At 42.7% G+C, this 17,484-nt stretch carries 17 protein-coding genes; 14 read left to right on the forward strand and 3 right to left on the reverse strand.

The window, feature by feature from the left end; translation table 11 throughout:
• Nucleotides 1-54 precede the first annotated feature (54 nt).
• On the reverse strand, nucleotides 55-792 hold the full coding sequence (locus tag JMX70_RS10725) for a metal ABC transporter ATP-binding protein (protein WP_201592011.1): 738 nt from the start codon (nucleotides 790-792) through the stop codon (nucleotides 55-57).
• A 163-nt stretch (nucleotides 793-955) separates the two neighbouring features.
• Nucleotides 956-1,504 (reverse strand): transcriptional repressor, encoded by a 549-nt coding sequence (locus JMX70_RS12625; protein ID WP_201592013.1) that lies wholly within the window; start codon nucleotides 1,502-1,504, stop codon nucleotides 956-958.
• Nucleotides 1,505-1,728: 224 nt separating this feature from the next.
• Between JMX70_RS12625 and JMX70_RS10735 the strand changes: the two genes are divergently transcribed.
• The 13 genes from JMX70_RS10735 to JMX70_RS10795 all read left to right on the forward strand — a co-directional run bounded on the left by JMX70_RS10735 (nucleotide 1,729) and on the right by JMX70_RS10795 (nucleotide 15,035).
• Nucleotides 1,729-2,613: a metal ABC transporter substrate-binding protein gene (locus tag JMX70_RS10735; RefSeq protein WP_201592015.1), complete on the forward strand. Its 885-nt coding sequence runs from the start codon at nucleotides 1,729-1,731 to the stop codon at nucleotides 2,611-2,613.
• Between the two features lie 312 nt (nucleotides 2,614-2,925).
• A complete protein-coding gene (locus JMX70_RS10740; RefSeq protein ID WP_144297504.1) occupies nucleotides 2,926-3,333 on the forward strand; it encodes an ATP synthase subunit I in 408 nt (135 codons plus the stop codon).
• Between the two features lie 720 nt (nucleotides 3,334-4,053).
• Nucleotides 4,054-4,929 (forward strand): F0F1 ATP synthase subunit A, encoded by an 876-nt coding sequence (gene atpB / locus JMX70_RS10745; protein WP_201592017.1) that lies wholly within the window; start codon nucleotides 4,054-4,056, stop codon nucleotides 4,927-4,929.
• 39 nt (nucleotides 4,930-4,968) lie between these two features.
• Nucleotides 4,969-5,217: a F0F1 ATP synthase subunit C gene (atpE, locus tag JMX70_RS10750; RefSeq protein WP_105244316.1), complete on the forward strand. Its 249-nt coding sequence runs from the start codon at nucleotides 4,969-4,971 to the stop codon at nucleotides 5,215-5,217.
• 130 nt (nucleotides 5,218-5,347) lie between these two features.
• Nucleotides 5,348-5,818 (forward strand): F0F1 ATP synthase subunit B, encoded by a 471-nt coding sequence (locus JMX70_RS10755; protein WP_201592019.1) that lies wholly within the window; start codon nucleotides 5,348-5,350, stop codon nucleotides 5,816-5,818.
• A gap of 13 nt (nucleotides 5,819-5,831) precedes the next feature.
• Nucleotides 5,832-6,455: a F0F1 ATP synthase subunit delta gene (locus JMX70_RS10760; protein ID WP_200662732.1), complete on the forward strand. Its 624-nt coding sequence runs from the start codon at nucleotides 5,832-5,834 to the stop codon at nucleotides 6,453-6,455.
• A gap of 91 nt (nucleotides 6,456-6,546) precedes the next feature.
• Entirely contained in the window at nucleotides 6,547-8,091 is a 1,545-nt protein-coding gene (gene atpA, locus JMX70_RS10765) for a F0F1 ATP synthase subunit alpha (RefSeq protein ID WP_144297508.1), read from the forward strand.
• Nucleotides 8,092-8,340: 249 nt separating this feature from the next.
• Entirely contained in the window at nucleotides 8,341-9,222 is an 882-nt protein-coding gene (gene atpG / locus JMX70_RS10770) for a F0F1 ATP synthase subunit gamma (protein ID WP_201592021.1), read from the forward strand.
• A gap of 50 nt (nucleotides 9,223-9,272) precedes the next feature.
• A complete protein-coding gene (gene atpD / locus JMX70_RS10775; RefSeq protein ID WP_144297510.1) occupies nucleotides 9,273-10,706 on the forward strand; it encodes a F0F1 ATP synthase subunit beta in 1,434 nt (477 codons plus the stop codon).
• A gap of 115 nt (nucleotides 10,707-10,821) precedes the next feature.
• A complete protein-coding gene (locus tag JMX70_RS10780) occupies nucleotides 10,822-11,238 on the forward strand; it encodes a F0F1 ATP synthase subunit epsilon (RefSeq protein ID WP_191690707.1) in 417 nt (138 codons plus the stop codon).
• Nucleotides 11,239-12,002: 764 nt separating this feature from the next.
• Nucleotides 12,003-12,719: a response regulator gene (locus tag JMX70_RS10785; protein WP_021812806.1), complete on the forward strand. Its 717-nt coding sequence runs from the start codon at nucleotides 12,003-12,005 to the stop codon at nucleotides 12,717-12,719.
• Nucleotides 12,720-13,085: 366 nt separating this feature from the next.
• A complete protein-coding gene (locus JMX70_RS10790; RefSeq protein WP_201592024.1) occupies nucleotides 13,086-14,771 on the forward strand; it encodes an ATP-binding protein in 1,686 nt (561 codons plus the stop codon).
• A gap of 84 nt (nucleotides 14,772-14,855) precedes the next feature.
• On the forward strand, nucleotides 14,856-15,035 hold the full coding sequence (locus JMX70_RS10795; protein WP_068404248.1) for a hypothetical protein: 180 nt from the start codon (nucleotides 14,856-14,858) through the stop codon (nucleotides 15,033-15,035).
• Between the two features lie 81 nt (nucleotides 15,036-15,116).
• Here the strand turns inward: JMX70_RS10795 and JMX70_RS10800 are convergent, their stop codons facing one another.
• Nucleotides 15,117-16,589, reverse strand: a complete 1,473-nt coding sequence (locus JMX70_RS10800) for an ATP-binding protein (RefSeq protein WP_201592027.1) — start codon at nucleotides 16,587-16,589, stop codon at nucleotides 15,117-15,119.
• A gap of 427 nt (nucleotides 16,590-17,016) precedes the next feature.
• Here JMX70_RS10800 and rpsP point away from each other — a divergent pair, with 427 nt between their 5' ends.
• Nucleotides 17,017-17,286 carry a 30S ribosomal protein S16 gene (gene rpsP, locus JMX70_RS10805; RefSeq protein WP_021812802.1) on the forward strand — a complete coding sequence of 90 codons (270 nt, stop codon included), beginning with the start codon at nucleotides 17,017-17,019 and terminating at the stop codon, nucleotides 17,284-17,286.
• Nucleotides 17,287-17,484 lie beyond the last annotated feature (198 nt).

The following is a 17,484-nucleotide window of genomic DNA, read 5'->3' on the forward strand; positions in this document are numbered from 1 at the left end:
TAACGTTTTTATAAAAGGAACAAGGCAATTTGCCTAAAAAGCTTGGTTTTTTAATTATATCTCGCTTGGGGCATGGTGCTCACAAGCGTGCGGTTGATGCACATAAGGCTGCTCATAATGATGGCCAAAAAGCTTCTGAAACTCCGAACTAATCGCAAGCTCGCTTGGTTGCCCTTCGCAGCAAATGTGCTTATTTAAACAAATGACACGCCTGCTACCTTTCATGACCCAATGCAAATCATGCGACACCACCAGCATGGCACAGCGCAAAAACTCCGGCAGCTCATCGATAAACTGATACAGCCAAACCTCGGTATCAGGGTCTAGTCCTTGCATCGGCTCATCTAAAATTAATAAATTGGGCTTGTCTAATAAGGCACGCGCCAATAATACTCGCTGGGTTTCACCGCCTGATAAATGCAGCATTTGCCGCGACAATAAATGCGTCAACGACAAATTATCAAAGATAAATTGCCGCTGCTCAGCCGTTAAGCGTTTTTTATCGGCTTGCGCCAATAAATCGCAAACGCGTAACGGTAAAATAGGCGGCACGGCAAAGCGCTGCGGCACATAGCCGAGCTGTAATTTTTGGTGTGGCGTTATCTGGCCACTCGTCGGTTTGATTAAGCCTAAAATTAGTTTAACTAAAGTAGACTTGCCCGCGCCATTAGGTCCGATCAGACTGACCGTTTCATTAACAGCGATATCGATATCGATATGCGAGAGGATACGTTGCTGCCCGATATGGTAACTGACATCACTTAAGCTCAGCAGTTTAGCCGCGTTAGACATGGATTTATCACTTGTATTCATAGCAGATGGCTTGGTTGGTAAAATTGCTAGGCTCATAAGGCAGTACTGATGTATTAATGACAATTAAGAAATGGCAGAATAATGATTCAGCATGAAAGCGTAAACCTAAAATTCAGGTTAAAAATATAAGCAAACCGTTATTTTACTGACACGCTTGGCAACGACCGCTCAATTCAATGACGCTACGCTCGACCGTAAAGCCAACGTCTTGCTCTGCAAAGCTCATCATTTCTTGTACTGGCAAACTGCTGCATTCTTGTACCCGCTCACACTGGGCACAGATTAAAAACGCCGCTGTATGTTGGGCGCGTGGGTGACAACAAGGCACATAAGCATTAATCGAGGTTAGTTGGTGAATCAAGCCCTCGCTCAATAAAAACTCCAAGCTGCGATAAACCGTCGGCGGCGCGACATTTTTTGGCGTTTGAGTATTTGCTTGATTGTTCGAGCTGTCGCTTTCTGCTTCAGGCTCGGCAAGGCGCATCTGCTGCAATTGAGTGATTAGATCATAAGCGCCCACTGGTTTATTGGCTTCTAGCACCAACTGGTAGATTTGCTGACGCAGCGGCGTAAAGCGCGCGCCGCTTGAGCGACATTGCTCTTTGGCTGCTAGTAAACGCTCATTGACATCGGACGCTGTAAAATCTTGCACATCATGGACATGAGCGCAAACAGATGAATGAGTAGACATGCAGCAAGCTCCTAAAGACGGTTTAGCGGTGTGATGAACAGTATTTTTAGTTAATGGATATTTTATAATGGTTTTTTATATTGTTATAGTATAACATACTAAAACGTAAAACAGAGAGGTCCTTTGCATTTATTCACAGGTCTGCTGTTTTATAACTAGAATAACGTTGCAAAATATTTATAACTATCTTTGTCATTTATCCTTGAACCTTAAAAGCCGCCATTATGATTCCATTATTTAAAAACTTTATGCATTTACCTCTGCGCTTACAGCGATTGTTTATAACTGGCGTGCTTATATTTGCCTCCTTTATGATGAGCGCGCAAGCGGCAACGGTGAGCGTCAGTAACTATCCGCTGTTTTTATTAAGCCAAGCGGTGACGGAAGGCGCGCCAACAGCCAAGCAATTATTGCAAGCAGGGGAGGTCGGACATCACGGCAGTATCAGTCCCGGCGATATCAAGGCCATTCAAAATAGTAAGTTTGTGGTTTGGTTTGGCGAGCCGCTAGAAAACAACCTAGCCACCACGCTCAATAGCGCGCCTAATGCGATTACGTTATTTAAGTTCGACGCCTTTAATCGTCATCCGCTGCGTGATGTTAAAGGCAAAGCCATTGCTGGTACGCTCGATCCGCATATTTGGCTCGATCCTGAAAACGCTAAAGCCATTACGCGAGCGCTTGCTGTCATTCACAGTCATGCCAATCCGCAATATAAAAAGCTCTATCATGCCAATGCGCAAAAATTTGCCCAGCGCATGAATAAAGCCGTGGCGTCAGCTCATGCAAACCACGCGCAAAAACCTTTGCCGTATTGGGCCTATCATGATGCTTATCAATATATGGAAGACAGCGCCAAGTTCCAATTAATTGGCAGCTTAAGTACTGACCATCATTTAGCGCCAAAAGCCAGTCAGTTGCGCTGGTTAAATGAGCAGCGCCCAGCAAAACAAATGTGCTTGGTTAGTCCAAGTCAGCCTGCTAAAGGTTTGCTTACAAAGTTACAGCCAGTTAAAAGTACCGTGCAAGCGGAAGACATGAGCAACAGTAAAGATTTTGTTAGCGGCTGGCAGACAATGGCACAGCAAATCCGTCAGTGTATTTCCTAAATATCGGTAACCCTAATAGCAAGCTGAGAGCTTTTAGGCTATTTGAAATGATGCAAGTTAAATTAACGGTAGAATAGATGGATTTAGAGGTTATTAGTGCTACTTTATTGACTCTGTAGAGAGATTTTCAGCGCTAAATAACTAAATGCTTGATAAAAGGCATATTTCACTTGCTTAAAATCTGCTTGCTCCCTATAATAAGTGGCGTTTTATTTTGGTTAAAAGATAACGTCTGTAGAGTGAGCCATTCACGGATAATATTGTCGCAACGGTGCGGCGTTGTCCCCACGTTATAGAGCTATAGAAATATCAATGACCAAGCCTGCCAAACGCACCCAAAGAGATAAGATTGCTATTTATCTAAAACGCCAAGCATGGATTTTATTTATCCTGATTGTGCTCGGTTGGATAGTAGATGTTACTTGGTTGGGTAATAACGGCAATACGCTTGTTATCGCAAAGAGTAACGCTATTGGTGCGCTACTCAGTTTTGCCACCCAAGCGGTCTTTGCTGGATTTATCTTTTGGTATACCGGATATCGCGCGCGCAGACATATTGTCAGCCAGCTATATCGGGGTCAAATGGTCAAATGGCTACTGACCGTATGTGGTTTTGCACTAATTTTTATTACCATACAACCTCTATCAGCGCCTGCGCTATTCGTCGGTTTTATGGTAATGCAGATTAGTTACAGTTGGATGTTGTGGCAGATACGCTAACTTTATAAGCTATTATAATTTTAATAGCTCAATAATACAGCACATACATTTGTCATCCTGCGGTCCAGCTTCTCTAAGATTACTGTTATAAAGTCATCAATCAATGATTAAGTGACTGAAAACTGTTTTTACAATAAAAGTATGAATAAAGACGCTTAATTAGAGCTAAGCGTAAAAATCGCGATAAGTAACCCTCTTTTTAAATAGGGTGTTCAAATACAATTGAATTATCGGCTTTGATGGATAGACGCAAAGCCATAGTAGCGAACGTTAACAGCGCTTAACGTATTCATACCGTAAATAAAAAAGTCATAATTGACTTTACACGATTACAACGCTGCATTAATATAGACAGCTAACTATCTTGCTGCTGAGCACCGTATTGGGTGTGATGAAAATAAGATAAGTAAACACATACTTAAAAATTTGCGTAGATATGCAAGGGCCATTAATGAATAATCGTGCGCCCTTTTTTGATAGCTAAAATTTATCCATGACTATCAAATTGAGCCGCCGCAATAAAAAATTGGTTATTCAGTTATTTAAGAATAACAGAGTAGTTATAGAGCTATGGGTTGGATGTTATTGGTTACATGAGGGCTGTAAGTGTTTTTCTGAATTTGCTTAATCGCAGATTGGTGACAACGCAAACGCCTCATCAGATGACAACCATATTTTTTGGTAGTTGATTAAATCGTTGATTAATAAGAAGCTTACATTATGGCATCCGAGCAAACATCATCAGAATATATCTCTCACCACTTAACGAATTGGACGTACGGCTATCTGCCGGGCGAAGGTTGGAAAGTTGCTTATACTGCTGAAGAAGCAGGGTTGATGGGTTTTAAAGCTATCCATCTTGATTCCATGTTATGGTCAATCGGTCTGGGTATTTTATTTTGTGCCATCTTTTGGATGGTTGCCAAAAAAGTTACTTCAGGCGTTCCTAGCAAAACTCAAGCAGCGGTTGAGATGATCGTTGAGTTTGTTGATAACAACGTTCGCGAGTCTTATAGCGGTACTTCAAAGCTAATAGCACCTCTAGCGTTAACCATCTTCGTCTGGATTTGGTTAATGAACTTGATGGATTTAATGCCTATCGACTTCATCCCAGGTTTGGCTGGCCAGATCGGTGCTGCGATGGGAGCGGGTGGAGGTGATCCACATCACGTCTTTTTCAAAATTGTACCGACAACTGATCCTAACATTACCCTAGGTATGGCTTTTTCAGTTTTCGCACTGATTATCGGTTATAGCATTAAAGAAAAAGGTATCGGTGGATTTCTCGCTGAACTGACGCTACATCCATTTAGCTCGAATAATATTATATTGAAAATTATCTTAATCCCTGTCAACTTCATCCTAGAAGTCGTGACTTTGATTGCAAAACCAATTTCACTTGGCTTACGTCTGTTCGGTAACATGTATGCTGGTGAGTTGGTATTTATTTTGATTGCCTTGATGCCATTCTGGATTCAGTGGGCACTATCAGTACCATGGGCTATCTTCCATATTTTAATTATTACCCTTCAAGCGTTCATTTTTATGATGCTGACGATAATTTACTTATCATTAGCTTCGTCAACTGAACATTAATTAGACACTCATCAATAAATAGGTAAAGAGGATACATCAATGGATCCAGTATTAGGTGGTTACACAGTTATCGCAGTTGCATTGCTTATTGGCGCAGGCGCCCTTGCAACAGGTATTGGCTTTGCCCTGTTAGGTGGCAAATTCCTAGAAAGTGTTGCACGTCAGCCAGAGCTTGGTTCACAGCTGCAAACTCGTATGTTTATCGTAGCAGGTCTTTTGGATGCGATTCCAATGATTGGTGTTGGTATTGCGATGCTATTGTTATTCGCAAACCCTCTAGCAGGTTAATCAGAAAGCTCAGTTGTCAAAGTTTGGTTGTCAAAGTTTGTCTATTACGCTCGTCAAAGACAGTCAGTCAAAATTTGGCGATCAAACCCAAACAATGAAACTGATTTTTCATTAACAAAGAGGTGATCACGTGAATATCAATTTTACCATCATCGGTCAAGCCATTGCTTTTGCAATATTTGTGGTTTTTTGCATGAAGTTCGTGTGGCCACCACTTATCGGCGCAATCAACGATCGTCAGCGTAAAATCGCTGAAGGCTTAAATGCAGCAGAAAAAGCAAAAGCAGACTTGGCGACCGCGGAGCGAGACGTTCAGCAGGAGCTTGATCTAGCTAAGACCAAAGCTGCTGCTCTGATTGAGCAAGCGAACAAAAGCGCCAATCAACTTGTTGAAGAGGCAAAATCGCAAGCACAAGCGGAAGGCGAGCGCATTCGTCAGCAAGCACAAGCGGCAATCGACCAAGAAATCAATCAAGCACGTGAGTCATTACGTGCCCAAGTCGCTGAACTGGCTGTTCTTGGCGCTGAAAAGATTTTGCAAGACAAAGTCGATGTGCAAAAACATGCCAGTATGTTAGACCAACTGGCGGCGAAGCTGTAATTGTGAGGATATCATGGCTGACTTATCAACCTTAGCACGACCGTACGCTAAAGCCGCGTTTGACTATGCCAATGAAAACGGGGTAGTAAATGAGTGGGAAAACTTCTTATTTATTGCCGCTACCGTTGTCAATGACAAGTCGTTCAGTACTTGGCTAGACAATCCAGCTGTTTCTGCTGAGCATAAGTCAGCTGCTTTGGTCGATCTTTATGATACGCAAGTAGCTAGCGCGAATGATTCTGCTTTTAAGCAGTTATTAGGTGAGACCCAAGGGGCTCGTCATGACCAAAACGCCAGCTATCCTAAAGTATCAGTAGCACTTAGTAACTTCGTTAAACAGTTATCAGAACAAGAGCGTCTGGCGCTGCTTCCTGAAGTTTATGAGCATTATCGCCGTCACAAGGCAATAAGCTTAAAGCAGCTTGACGCTTATGTGACCTCTGCTTATCCATTAACCGATGCTCAGCGTCAGACGCTGCAAACGCGTCTTGCTGACTCGCTCAATGCGAGCGTGGTGATTCACGAGTCGGTTGATCCAAATCTATTGGCGGGCGCTACGATTAAAGTCGGTGACAAAGTTATCGATGATTCGATGCGTGGCAAGTTACAACAGTTAAAAACACAGCTAACGGCCTAATGCCAATCATCCGTGCAGCTTAATAAAGCTTGCGTGATATAAGAGCATTTAAGTCACTGGCGGGTTATCATAAATTAAAGGAAACAAGGCAATGCAACAATTGAATCCAGCGGAAATCAGTAATCTGATTAAGCAGCGTATTCAAGACCTTGATGCGGGTGCAACTGCAAAGAATGAAGGCACGATTGTCAAAGTATCTGACGGTATCGTGCAGATTCATGGTCTTGAAGATGCCATGTACGGCGAAATGATTGAGTTTGAAGGTGAAATCTACGGAATGGCGCTTAACTTAGAGCGTGATTCTGTTGGTGCAGTAGTATTAGGCGACTTCCTAAAACTACAAGAAGGTCAAAAAGCCTATTGTACTGGTCGCATTTTGGAAGTACCCGTAGGTCCTGAGTTGCTAGGCCGTGTTGTTGATGCTTTGGGTAACCCTATTGATGGCAAAGGTCCTATCGATGCCAAGATGACTGATAAAGTCGAAAAAATCGCCCCAGGCGTTATCGACCGTCAATCAGTTGATCAACCAGTCATGACTGGTTATAAAGCCGTTGATACCATGATTCCAATCGGTCGTGGTCAGCGTGAGCTTATCATTGGTGACCGTCAGACGGGTAAAACCGCCATGGCTATCGATGCGATCATTGCCCAAAAAGCCTCTGGTATTAAGTGTGTCTACGTGGCAATCGGTCAAAAACGTTCTACCATTGCTAACGTGGTACGTAAGCTTGAGCAAACTGGTGCGCTTGAATATACCACTGTGGTTGTCGCTTCAGCGTCAGAGCCAGCAGCACTTCAATATATCGCACCGTACTCAGGTTGTACGATGGGCGAATACTTCCGTGACCGCGGCGAAGATGCACTGATTGTATTTGATGACTTATCAAAACAAGCCGTTGCTTATCGTCAAATCTCACTATTGCTACGTCGTCCGCCAGGTCGTGAAGCCTATCCTGGTGACGTATTCTACTTACACTCACGTTTACTTGAGCGTGCATCACGCGTAAACGCGGCATACGTAGAAAAATTCACCAATGGTGAAGTGGTTGGTAAAACTGGTTCTTTAACCGCGCTACCTATCATTGAAACTCAAGCTGGTGACGTTTCTGCATTCGTACCAACCAACGTGATTTCAATCACTGATGGTCAGATTTTCTTAGAGTCTAGCCTATTTAACTCAGGTATCCGTCCAGCAGTCAACGCTGGTATCTCGGTATCGCGTGTTGGTGGTGCTGCTCAGACGAAGATTATCAAAAAGCTATCTGGTGGTATCCGTACTGCATTAGCTCAGTATCGTGAATTGGCAGCATTTGCTCAGTTTGCATCAGACCTTGATGATGCGACTCGCGAACAGCTTGATCATGGTGAGCGCGTGACTGAATTGATGAAGCAAAAACAATATCAGCCAATGTCTATCTCTGAGCAAGCGGCAGTTATTTATGCATCGAACGAAGGCTTCTTAGCAGACGTTCCTGTTGAAAAAATTGGTTCTTTTGAAGAAGCTTACTTACGCTATATGCATGATGAGCAGAGTGAATTGATGCGTGAGATTGATGGCACTGCGAATTATAATGATGATATCGCAGGTCGTTTAAAGTCATCTTTAGAGACCTTTAAACAAAATCACAGTTATTAATTTAACGGGTTAAACCTGAAGTGGTTAGCGCTCTGCTTTATAGCGCAAAAAGTGGCGCATTATTTAAGAAAATTTTTAAATCTAAAAGACTTTCCTTTAAGATAATCGCGCCGCTGTTTTAACCAATGAAGGTCTAAGATTGCGTCATGCCACAAGATGTAAAGACATTATTTCGATAAGTTCAGTGTTTTATATTAAACGATTGTTGCATACGCCCATGCTTTTTAACCCTCTTATATTGGAATCATTATGGCAAGCTTAAAAGAGATACGTGCCAAAGTCACCAGTATTAAAAGTACCCAAAAAATTACTCGCGCTATGCAAATGGTAGCCGCTAGTAAAATGCGCCGTGCCCAAGAGCGCATGGAAGTGGGTCGCCCGTATGCTGATAGTATGCGCCGGGTTATTTCGCATTTGGTGCATGCCTCATCAGATTACAAACACCTATATATGGTCTCGCGTCCGGTTGATAAAGTCGGCTATATTGTCATCACATCAGATCGCGGCCTAGCGGGTGGTTTGAATATTAACCTATTCAAAGCTTTATCTAAAAGCATTCAGCAGTATCAAGACCAGTCCGTACAAGCCGAGTTTGCCGTTATTGGTGCTAAAGGCGTGAGTTTCTTTAAAAACTTCGGTGGTAAAGTCACTTCAGCCGTTACTGACTATGGTGATAAACCGACGTTTGAGCAATTAAACGCGCCGGTGCAAGCGATGTTAGAAGACTATAGCAACGGTAAATTAGACCGTATTTATGTGGTCTATAATCAGTTTGTCAACGCTATGACCCAAAAGCCGATTGTCAACCAATTGGTACCTTTACCAGAGGGTTCATTTGGTGATGAAGAAAGTGGCATACAAACAGAGCTGAGCTGGGATTATATCTACGAGCCTGACATTAAAACCTTGATTGATGAATTACTTGGTCGCTATATCGAGTCGATTGTCTATCAAGCGGTAATGGAAAACATTGCCTCTGAGCAGTCTTCACGTATGGTTGCGATGAAAGCGGCAACAGATAATGCTGGTGACCTAATTAACGATTTACAGTTGGTTTATAATAAGCTGCGTCAAGCGGCGATTACCCGAGAAATCTCGGAAATCGTTGGCGGTGCTGCTGCTGTTTCATAATTGAAACCCTTTATAAAACCCACTATATACAGAAGTTCAAGGAGAACGCAATGAGTAGCGGTCGTATTGTACAGATTATTGGCGCGGTTCTTGACGTTGAGTTTGACCGTAACGAAGTTCCTCAAATTTTTGATGCCTTGCAAGTAGACGGCACTGAGACCACCCTAGAAGTCCAGCAACAGCTAGGTGACGGTATCGTACGTACTATTGCGATGGGTTCAACCGAAGGTTTAAAGCGTAACCTACCAGTGACTAACACGGGCGCACCTATTTCTGTACCAGTCGGTATGGGTACATTAGGTCGCATCATGGATGTTCTTGGTCGTCCTATCGATGAAGAAGGTCCAGTTGCTGCTGAAGAAAAATGGTCCATCCACCGTGAAGCCCCAAGCTATGCAGAACAGTCAAACAGTACTGAGCTGTTAGAGACAGGTATTAAAGTTATTGATCTGCTTTGCCCATTTGCTAAAGGTGGTAAAGTTGGTCTGTTTGGCGGTGCTGGTGTTGGTAAAACCGTCAACATGATGGAATTGATCAACAACATCGCCCTTAAACACGAAGGTCTATCCGTGTTTGCTGGTGTTGGTGAGCGTACTCGTGAAGGTAACGACTTCTATCACGAAATGCAAGAAGCGGGAGTTGTCAACGTTGAAGACTTTAGCAAATCTAAAGTTGCGATGGTATATGGTCAGATGAATGAGCCACCAGGTAACCGTTTACGTGTTGCACTGTCTGGTTTGACCATGGCTGAGTACTTCCGTGATACCAAAGATCCTGCTACTGGCAAAGGTCGTGACGTATTATTGTTCGTTGATAACATCTATCGTTATACGCTAGCGGGTACTGAAGTATCAGCACTGCTAGGCCGTATGCCATCAGCGGTTGGTTATCAGCCAACGCTCGCTGAAGAAATGGGTATGCTGCAAGAGCGTATTACTTCAACGCAATCAGGTTCAATTACTTCTGTACAAGCGGTATATGTACCTGCGGATGACTTGACAGATCCATCACCAGCAACGACGTTTGCTCACTTGGATGCGACAGTGGTACTAAGCCGTGATATCGCTTCACAAGGTATCTATCCTGCGGTTGATCCACTAGATTCAACCTCACGTCAGCTTGATCCATTGGTTATCGGTGAAGAGCATTACAACGTTGCTCGCGGCGTGCAGGAAGTTCTTCAGCGTTATAAAGAGCTTAAAGACATTATCGCCATTCTAGGTATGGATGAGTTGTCAGAAGAAGATAAACTAGTCGTTTATCGTGCGCGTAAGATCCAGCGTTTCTTGTCACAGCCATTCCACGTAGCGGAAGTATTCACCGGTGCTCCTGGTAAATATGTTGCATTACGCGATACCATTGCTAGCTTTAAAGCAATCATCGCGGGTGAATACGATGACCTACCAGAGCAAGCTTTCTATATGGCAGGCGGCATCGACGAAGTTGTTGCTAAAGCAGAAAAAATGAAGTCTTCTGCAGCGTAAGTTTTATAAGTATGGGCTAACGAGTAGGTATAATATAACCTTTATATCTACTCCTCAGTAACGCATCGCAGTTTTTACTGTTTTTTGATCGCGCTTTGATGGTAAGGAATTAAGTATGGCAACGTTACAATGTCGCGTCGTAAGTGCTCGTGAAGAGTTGTATTCAGGCGAAATTAGCATGTTAATAGCTAGTGGTACCGAAGGCGAAATTGGTATATTGCCAGGTCACACCCCGCTTATTACTTTGCTAAAACCCGGTCCGATGCGCGTACAAACGCCTAACGGTGAAGAAGAAGTTATTTATGTATCTGGCGGTGTGTTAGAAGTACAACCAAAAATGGTCACCGTACTTGCTGATACTGCGATGCGTGCGCACAATCTTGACGAAAGTAAAATCGTTGAAGCACGTAAGAAAGCTGAACAAATGCTGGTCAACCAATCTGATACTGTACAAACCAATGCGGCATTAGCGTCATTGGCTGAATCAGTCGCCCAGCTGCAGACTATTCGTAAATATAAAAACCGCGCCTAGCACATTGTTACGCTTTAGTTTTTGTTATAAACATAAAAACAGTCCATGAGGGGCTGTTTTTTTATGCTTGTTCTTCTAATAGTTAGCTTTCTAGTAGTTAGCGTTTAATATTTGCCATAGCTCAGACATTTACTATAGTGAGTGAAAAGTAATATCAATACAGTACGCACTGTTGATATCAGTTTTTCTTGCTTGCTGTGCCTGCGCAGACAGAGGCTACAAAAAATTGATATCAGCAATACCGTCGCGTTTTAGGATATTTTGACTATATTTGAAAATCTCCTAGGTGATGCAATATTTATCAAAAACTAAACTGATTTTCATAAAATGATGGAAAAGTGACTAGCGGCAACGCTGATATATGGTTATATTAGAGAGTAGCAACCACATTTTTTATTTTAAAAGTCCAGCAGTTATTTGGCGTCATTCAATAACATTTAATGTTTGAGCTTTTAAAGCGTTGGTTCGATATAAGACCAGTAGAATGATTGAATAAAATTTATCCTATGCCTTTTAAAGTTAATAAGAGGTATAATTTTTGGACGCAAACTAACGTTTTAAATGACGTAGTTTATAGGTTTTGTTACTAACTATAAGCTATAGTATAGGAAGCTGTGTGTTTAATAGTATACTGTGCTACCAAGTTTGTAACCGTGTTACGGTCACTGCCTGTATTGGATTACAAATTGATTGAGTTACGGTGCTATTAATTTACCGCTCTTATTTTCACCGCTTTTAAATAAGATGTATTAGAGGATATAACAATGACAACGAATGAAGAAGACAACACCCCCCGAATCTTGATTGTTGAGGATGATGAGCGCTTAGCCATGTTGACCCAAGATTACTTGGTTAAAAATGGTTTAGAAGTGGCAATTGAAACCGATGGTAATCGCGCCATTCGCCGTATTGTCAATGAACAACCAGATTTGGTCGTACTTGATGTCATGCTTCCTGGTAGCGATGGCTTGACGGTATGTCGTGAAGTACGTCCACACTATCAAAATCCTATTTTGATGCTGACCGCGCGCACAGAAGATATGGATCAGGTTTTGGGTCTGGAGATGGGCGCTGATGACTATGTCGCTAAGCCTGCACAGCCACGCGTATTGCTTGCCCGTATCCGTGCTTTACTACGCCGCTCAGAAAATGCGCCATCAGAAGATGTACCGCAGCGTCTTGAGTTTGGTGAGTTGGTTATCGATAACGGTGGTCGCTCAGTCAATTTGGGTGATGAATTGGTTGATTTCACCAGTGCTGAATATGACTTATTATGGTTACTCGCGTCTAACGCTGGTCGTATCTTGTCACGCGAAGATATCTTTGAGCGTCTACGCGGTATCGAATATGACGGTCAAGATCGCTCAATCGACGTACGTATCTCGCGTATCCGTCCAAAAATTGGCGATGATCCAGAAAATCCTAAACGTATCAAAACCGTGCGTAGTAAAGGCTATTTGTTCGTTAAAGAAGGCAATTAACAGCGAATTATTAATACAATTCTCTTTACTAAAATACTTTTTAATAAAAAACCAGCGTAAAGCTGGTTTTTTATGGTCTAAATTTTAATTTTTAAACTTAAATGCTGCGTTATGTGGTTTAATTGAGCGATAATTATGGACGCTAGATTAATAGTATAGTGAGTGAAAAGTAATATCGATACATCACGCACTACTAATAGCAATTTTTCTTGCTTGCTGTGCCTGCGCAGACAGAGGCTACAAAAAATTGATATCAGCAATACCTTAGCGTTTTTAGGATATTTTGATTATATGAGATAAATTGCGCTGCAAGAATTTCTCTTCTTCCTTTATCAATAATTTTTTATTAGGTTGGTCACGGCACGTATGTCATTAGTTTCTTCTCTTAAACACAGTATCTTTGTTCGTATTTATGCTGGACTGCTCATTGTCTGTTTGTGTGTGGCATTATTTGCGCAATTGTTGATGGATACGATCAATAAAGAACGCGTCCAATCTTACCGCGAAAACATGGCCACGGGTGCTTTTCATATCGTTGCTGAAGGCATTGCCCATCAAGAAAGCGAATCACAGCGTGAATATTGGCTGTCTGATGCCAGTAGTTTATTTGGCGCAGAATTTAATATTGTGCCTATTAACGAGGTCGATTTTAATGCCAGTGAGCTGCGCCGTTTTGAAAAAGGTAATACCGTCGTTCGCTATGTTGCCCAGCCTATTTATGCCGATGTTTATTACCGCTTACCGGATAACCAGAGCGTTTTAACCGCGCGTATCTCGCAAGTGACCGAGCAGCAAGTACGTGCTATCGCTGTATTTTTGCTCGATGATTTGTCTTATTATGCGACTTTATCCGATAAGCGTGCGCGTTTAGCTCAATTGGAAGAGAAGTTTTCTTTCCCATTAGAGTTTAGAGCGATCAATACTCTTAATTTAGACCCCGATCAAATGGCACGCTTGCGCCGCGATGAGGTCGTCATCTTATTACAAGATACCAATACCAGTAAAAGTAATTCGTCGATTAAAGTGGTCGTGCCGTCTGAAATCAATGATATGGCGATTTTAATCGGGCCGGTACCTTTGTTTAACTGGTTCCCGCTCAATCTGATTGTCAGTATGATTTTGATCAGTATGTTCTTAATCAGCTTAGGCGTGTATGCGCTTATTTTCCCGCTAGAGCGGAAGCTGCAACTGATTCAAGTGGGTGTTAACGAAGTCAGTAAAGGCAATCTTGATATCAAAGTACAAGTCATCGGACAAGATGAAATTGCGCGTCTATCGGCGACATTTAATGCGATGACGGCGCATATTAAGCGTCTGATTGAATCACAGCGCGAGCTGACGCGGGCAGTATCGCACGAACTGCGAACGCCGGTTGCACGTATTCGTTTCGCTGTCGATATGCTGGCAGATACCGATGATGAAGATTCGCGCTTTATGCAGCGTGATTATATTGATGAAGATATCGAAGCTCTAAATGGTTTGATTGATGAGATTCTAACGTACGCCAAACTTGAAGAAGGCTCACCAAAACTGGATTTAGAACCTGTCAATCTGCGCGAGTTACTGGAGCAAATTGAGCGTGAAACCAATGCTTTGGGCAAACCCATTAAGATAGTAACCAAGCTGCCAAATGCGAAAGTGACGGCGGTTGCGGATAGACGTTACTTGCACCGGGTGATTCAGAACTTAGCTGGGAATGCTTTACGTTATGCTGAGAGTACGATTATCATTAGTGCGGGAGTGAAAAAAGGTAATGCTTTTGTCAGCGTAGAAGATGATGGGCACGGTATCCCTGAAGCCGACCGTGAAAAAGTCTTTATTCCGTTTTCACGCTTGGACGATAGTCGTACACGTGCCTCAGGTGGTTATGGTTTAGGCTTGTCTATCGTATCGCGTATCGCTTTTTGGTTTAATGGCAATATGAAAGTGGACGAGAGCCGTGAGCTTGGCGGCGCACGCTTTGTCATGACTTGGCCGATTAAACCATTAACCCAAGTCCTTGCTGCCGATGAATTGACGCAAGAAAAAAGTGAACGCGATTTCGATGCTTAATCTTTTATAATGACCGATAAATTGATATTGATGATGTATTAAAATGATTGAAATGAGCTTATTGATAGTAGAGGAGGGCAAAGGATGCCGTATTTGTTTGGTGGTTTAGTGGTATTGAACGCAGCAGCGCTTGGATATTATTTATTTTTACAGCAGCCAACCAGCACTGAGACGCTAAAGGCTGCGCAGCAAGAAATAACCCAACCTTTAACTTTTAGTAATAGCGCCGAGTACATTCCTCCAGTGATTGGTACTAAAAAGTAGGGTTATTAAAGTCGCTAATAACGATCAGTTATTAGCAATTCTTTGATGTTGCCTGCTACTTTTATTTAACGACCATCTATTTTATTGGTCGTCTATATTGCTAGCAGCGTTAGTTATTTTGTCATTGTCAGAAGCCAATGGCGGCTCTCCGGCAACTTTAGAGATAAGTGGAATACGGACACAGACTTGTAGGCCGCCATCTGGATGATTGATGGCCTCGACCGTCCCATGATGCAGGCGCGCGATACGATCGACAATCGCTAGACCAAGCCCGCTACCCTGAGTAGTACGCGCTGACTCTCCGCGCTCAAACGGTTGCATAATACGCTCTAATTGGTCTTCTGCGACGCCCTCACCGCAGTCGCGCACACATATCAATAACTGCTCTTTTGCTTCTTTATTGACCTCATTTTCAGTCACTACATCGCTGTCTTCTACCACCGTTTTTTCTATGAATGTCGGCACCACGGTTGCGGATAAATAAATGGGCGGTTTGCCGTAACGCTTGGCGTTATTGACCAAGTTAATCACCAAGCGTTTGATAGACATTGGCCGTACGGGTACCATTTTTTGACATTCGGATTGATAAATAAACTCTAGCGGCGCAAATTGCACCATGATTTCATTAAATATGGTGTCCAAATTGGTCAGGCGCACTGGCTCATCGGAACCGTCTTTCATAAAGGAAATAAACTGCTCCAAAATCGCATCCATGTCTTCGATATCGTAAATCAAACCTTCACGGAAAAATTCATCGGGCAGCATCTCAGCGGTTAAACGCATACGGGTCAGCGGCGTGCGCAAGTCGTGCGAGATGCCCGCCAGCATAATCGTCCGCTCTTTTTGTGCTTGATTGAGGGTAGTAAATAAGCGATTAAATGCCATATTAACTTGGCGGATCTCAGTAGGACCATTGTGGGTCGGTAAAGTGGTAGCGTGACCCAAGCGAATATAGTTGGTCGCCGCACGCTGCAAATAGCGTAGTGGACGATTTAATTGCCGCGCTAATAAAATAATGGTCAGCAAGGTTAAAATTGGTAAGCCAACTAAAAATAATACTAATAAAGCGGGACTGTACTGTGAGTAATATACCACCGGCTCGCGAATCCAAAAGCTGGTATCGCGACTGTCTTGCACCCACAGCTGCGGCGTTGGTTTAAACTTAAAGTAGACCTCTACGGGACGACCCAATTGCGCACCAATTTCGCGCTGCAACACATCGGTAAAGACGCCAACAAACGCCTTATCTTCTATCACTGGAAAATCGCTAGGATTATTGACCACCACCACATGCGAATGCTGATAAATCCATTGCCGGACGGCCGGATCATTTTTCCAGTCTTTATTGACGCTGTTCATCAAACGCAATTCGCTGGTCAGATAGCGCGCATGATTTTTAAGCTCTGGCAAATACAGACTGCGCCAAAAAAATGAAATCGACACCCCGACGCTAATAATGACGATAAAAGCGACCATCAAGGTGGTGAGCCAACTGTTAGAGTAGGAGCGGGCGAGCCAACCTTTGCGCCGAGGCTGTGATTTTGCGGTGGTCATATATATCCAAAAAATTAATCAAAATATGGGTAAAGTGATTTTCTTTAAAATGGCAGGTAAAGCAGGTAGATAAGGTATTTTTATTGAATGTCTATATAAATTAAATATCTAGATAAAAAGTAACTCGCTGTATGCGCGCTTACAAGCTTATGTTTTATGGATTTCTATCACTGCTATTGTTGGTAGCATAGCATAATAAAATAGTAAGACAGGTTGCTTTACGATAGTCAATTTGCAAGAAGACCCAGACCTGAAATAGCATTCTGTCGCTATAAATTGACAAGATATTTTGAATTGTATTTTACATGCTTTGCCATTTAAGCTATTGTTAATAAATAATTAAATAAGCACGGTTTATGTTTTCAATAAAATAAGACTGTGCTATAATTATGCCCTTTTTGGTATACCTGCGAAAGAGAGAATTCACATGGTTGTTATTCGTTTAGCACGGGGCGGTGCCAAGAAACGCCCATTTTATCAAGTAGTTGTTGCTGATCAACGCCGCGCGCGTGACGGTCGCTACATTGAAAACATCGGCTTTTTTAACCCACTCGCTAAAGAGTCTGAAGAAGCAGTACGCCTAAACATGGAAGCGTACAATGCGTGGATCGCTAAAGGTGCACAACCTTCAGATCGCGTTGCTTCATTAGCAAAAGCTTATAACAAGTCTGCCGCTCAAACTGAAGCAACTGCTTAAGTTTGTACCGTCAATGAGGCGCTGATAGCTGGTCTATGGCAGTCTCAACAGACTTTAGAAAACATAGCGTAACTGGTCTGACCAGGGTGCGCCATTAACTGTTTATGACTTTTGATTGCGCTTAGCGCTGTTGATTGAACTGTATTTACCCTCGTTTTTTAGTCATTGCTTTATCTATCATTGTTGTTTTAGTCATCG

The organism is Psychrobacter pulmonis, assembly GCF_904846465.1.
Classification (GTDB): Bacteria; Pseudomonadota; Gammaproteobacteria; order Pseudomonadales; family Moraxellaceae; genus Psychrobacter; species Psychrobacter faecalis.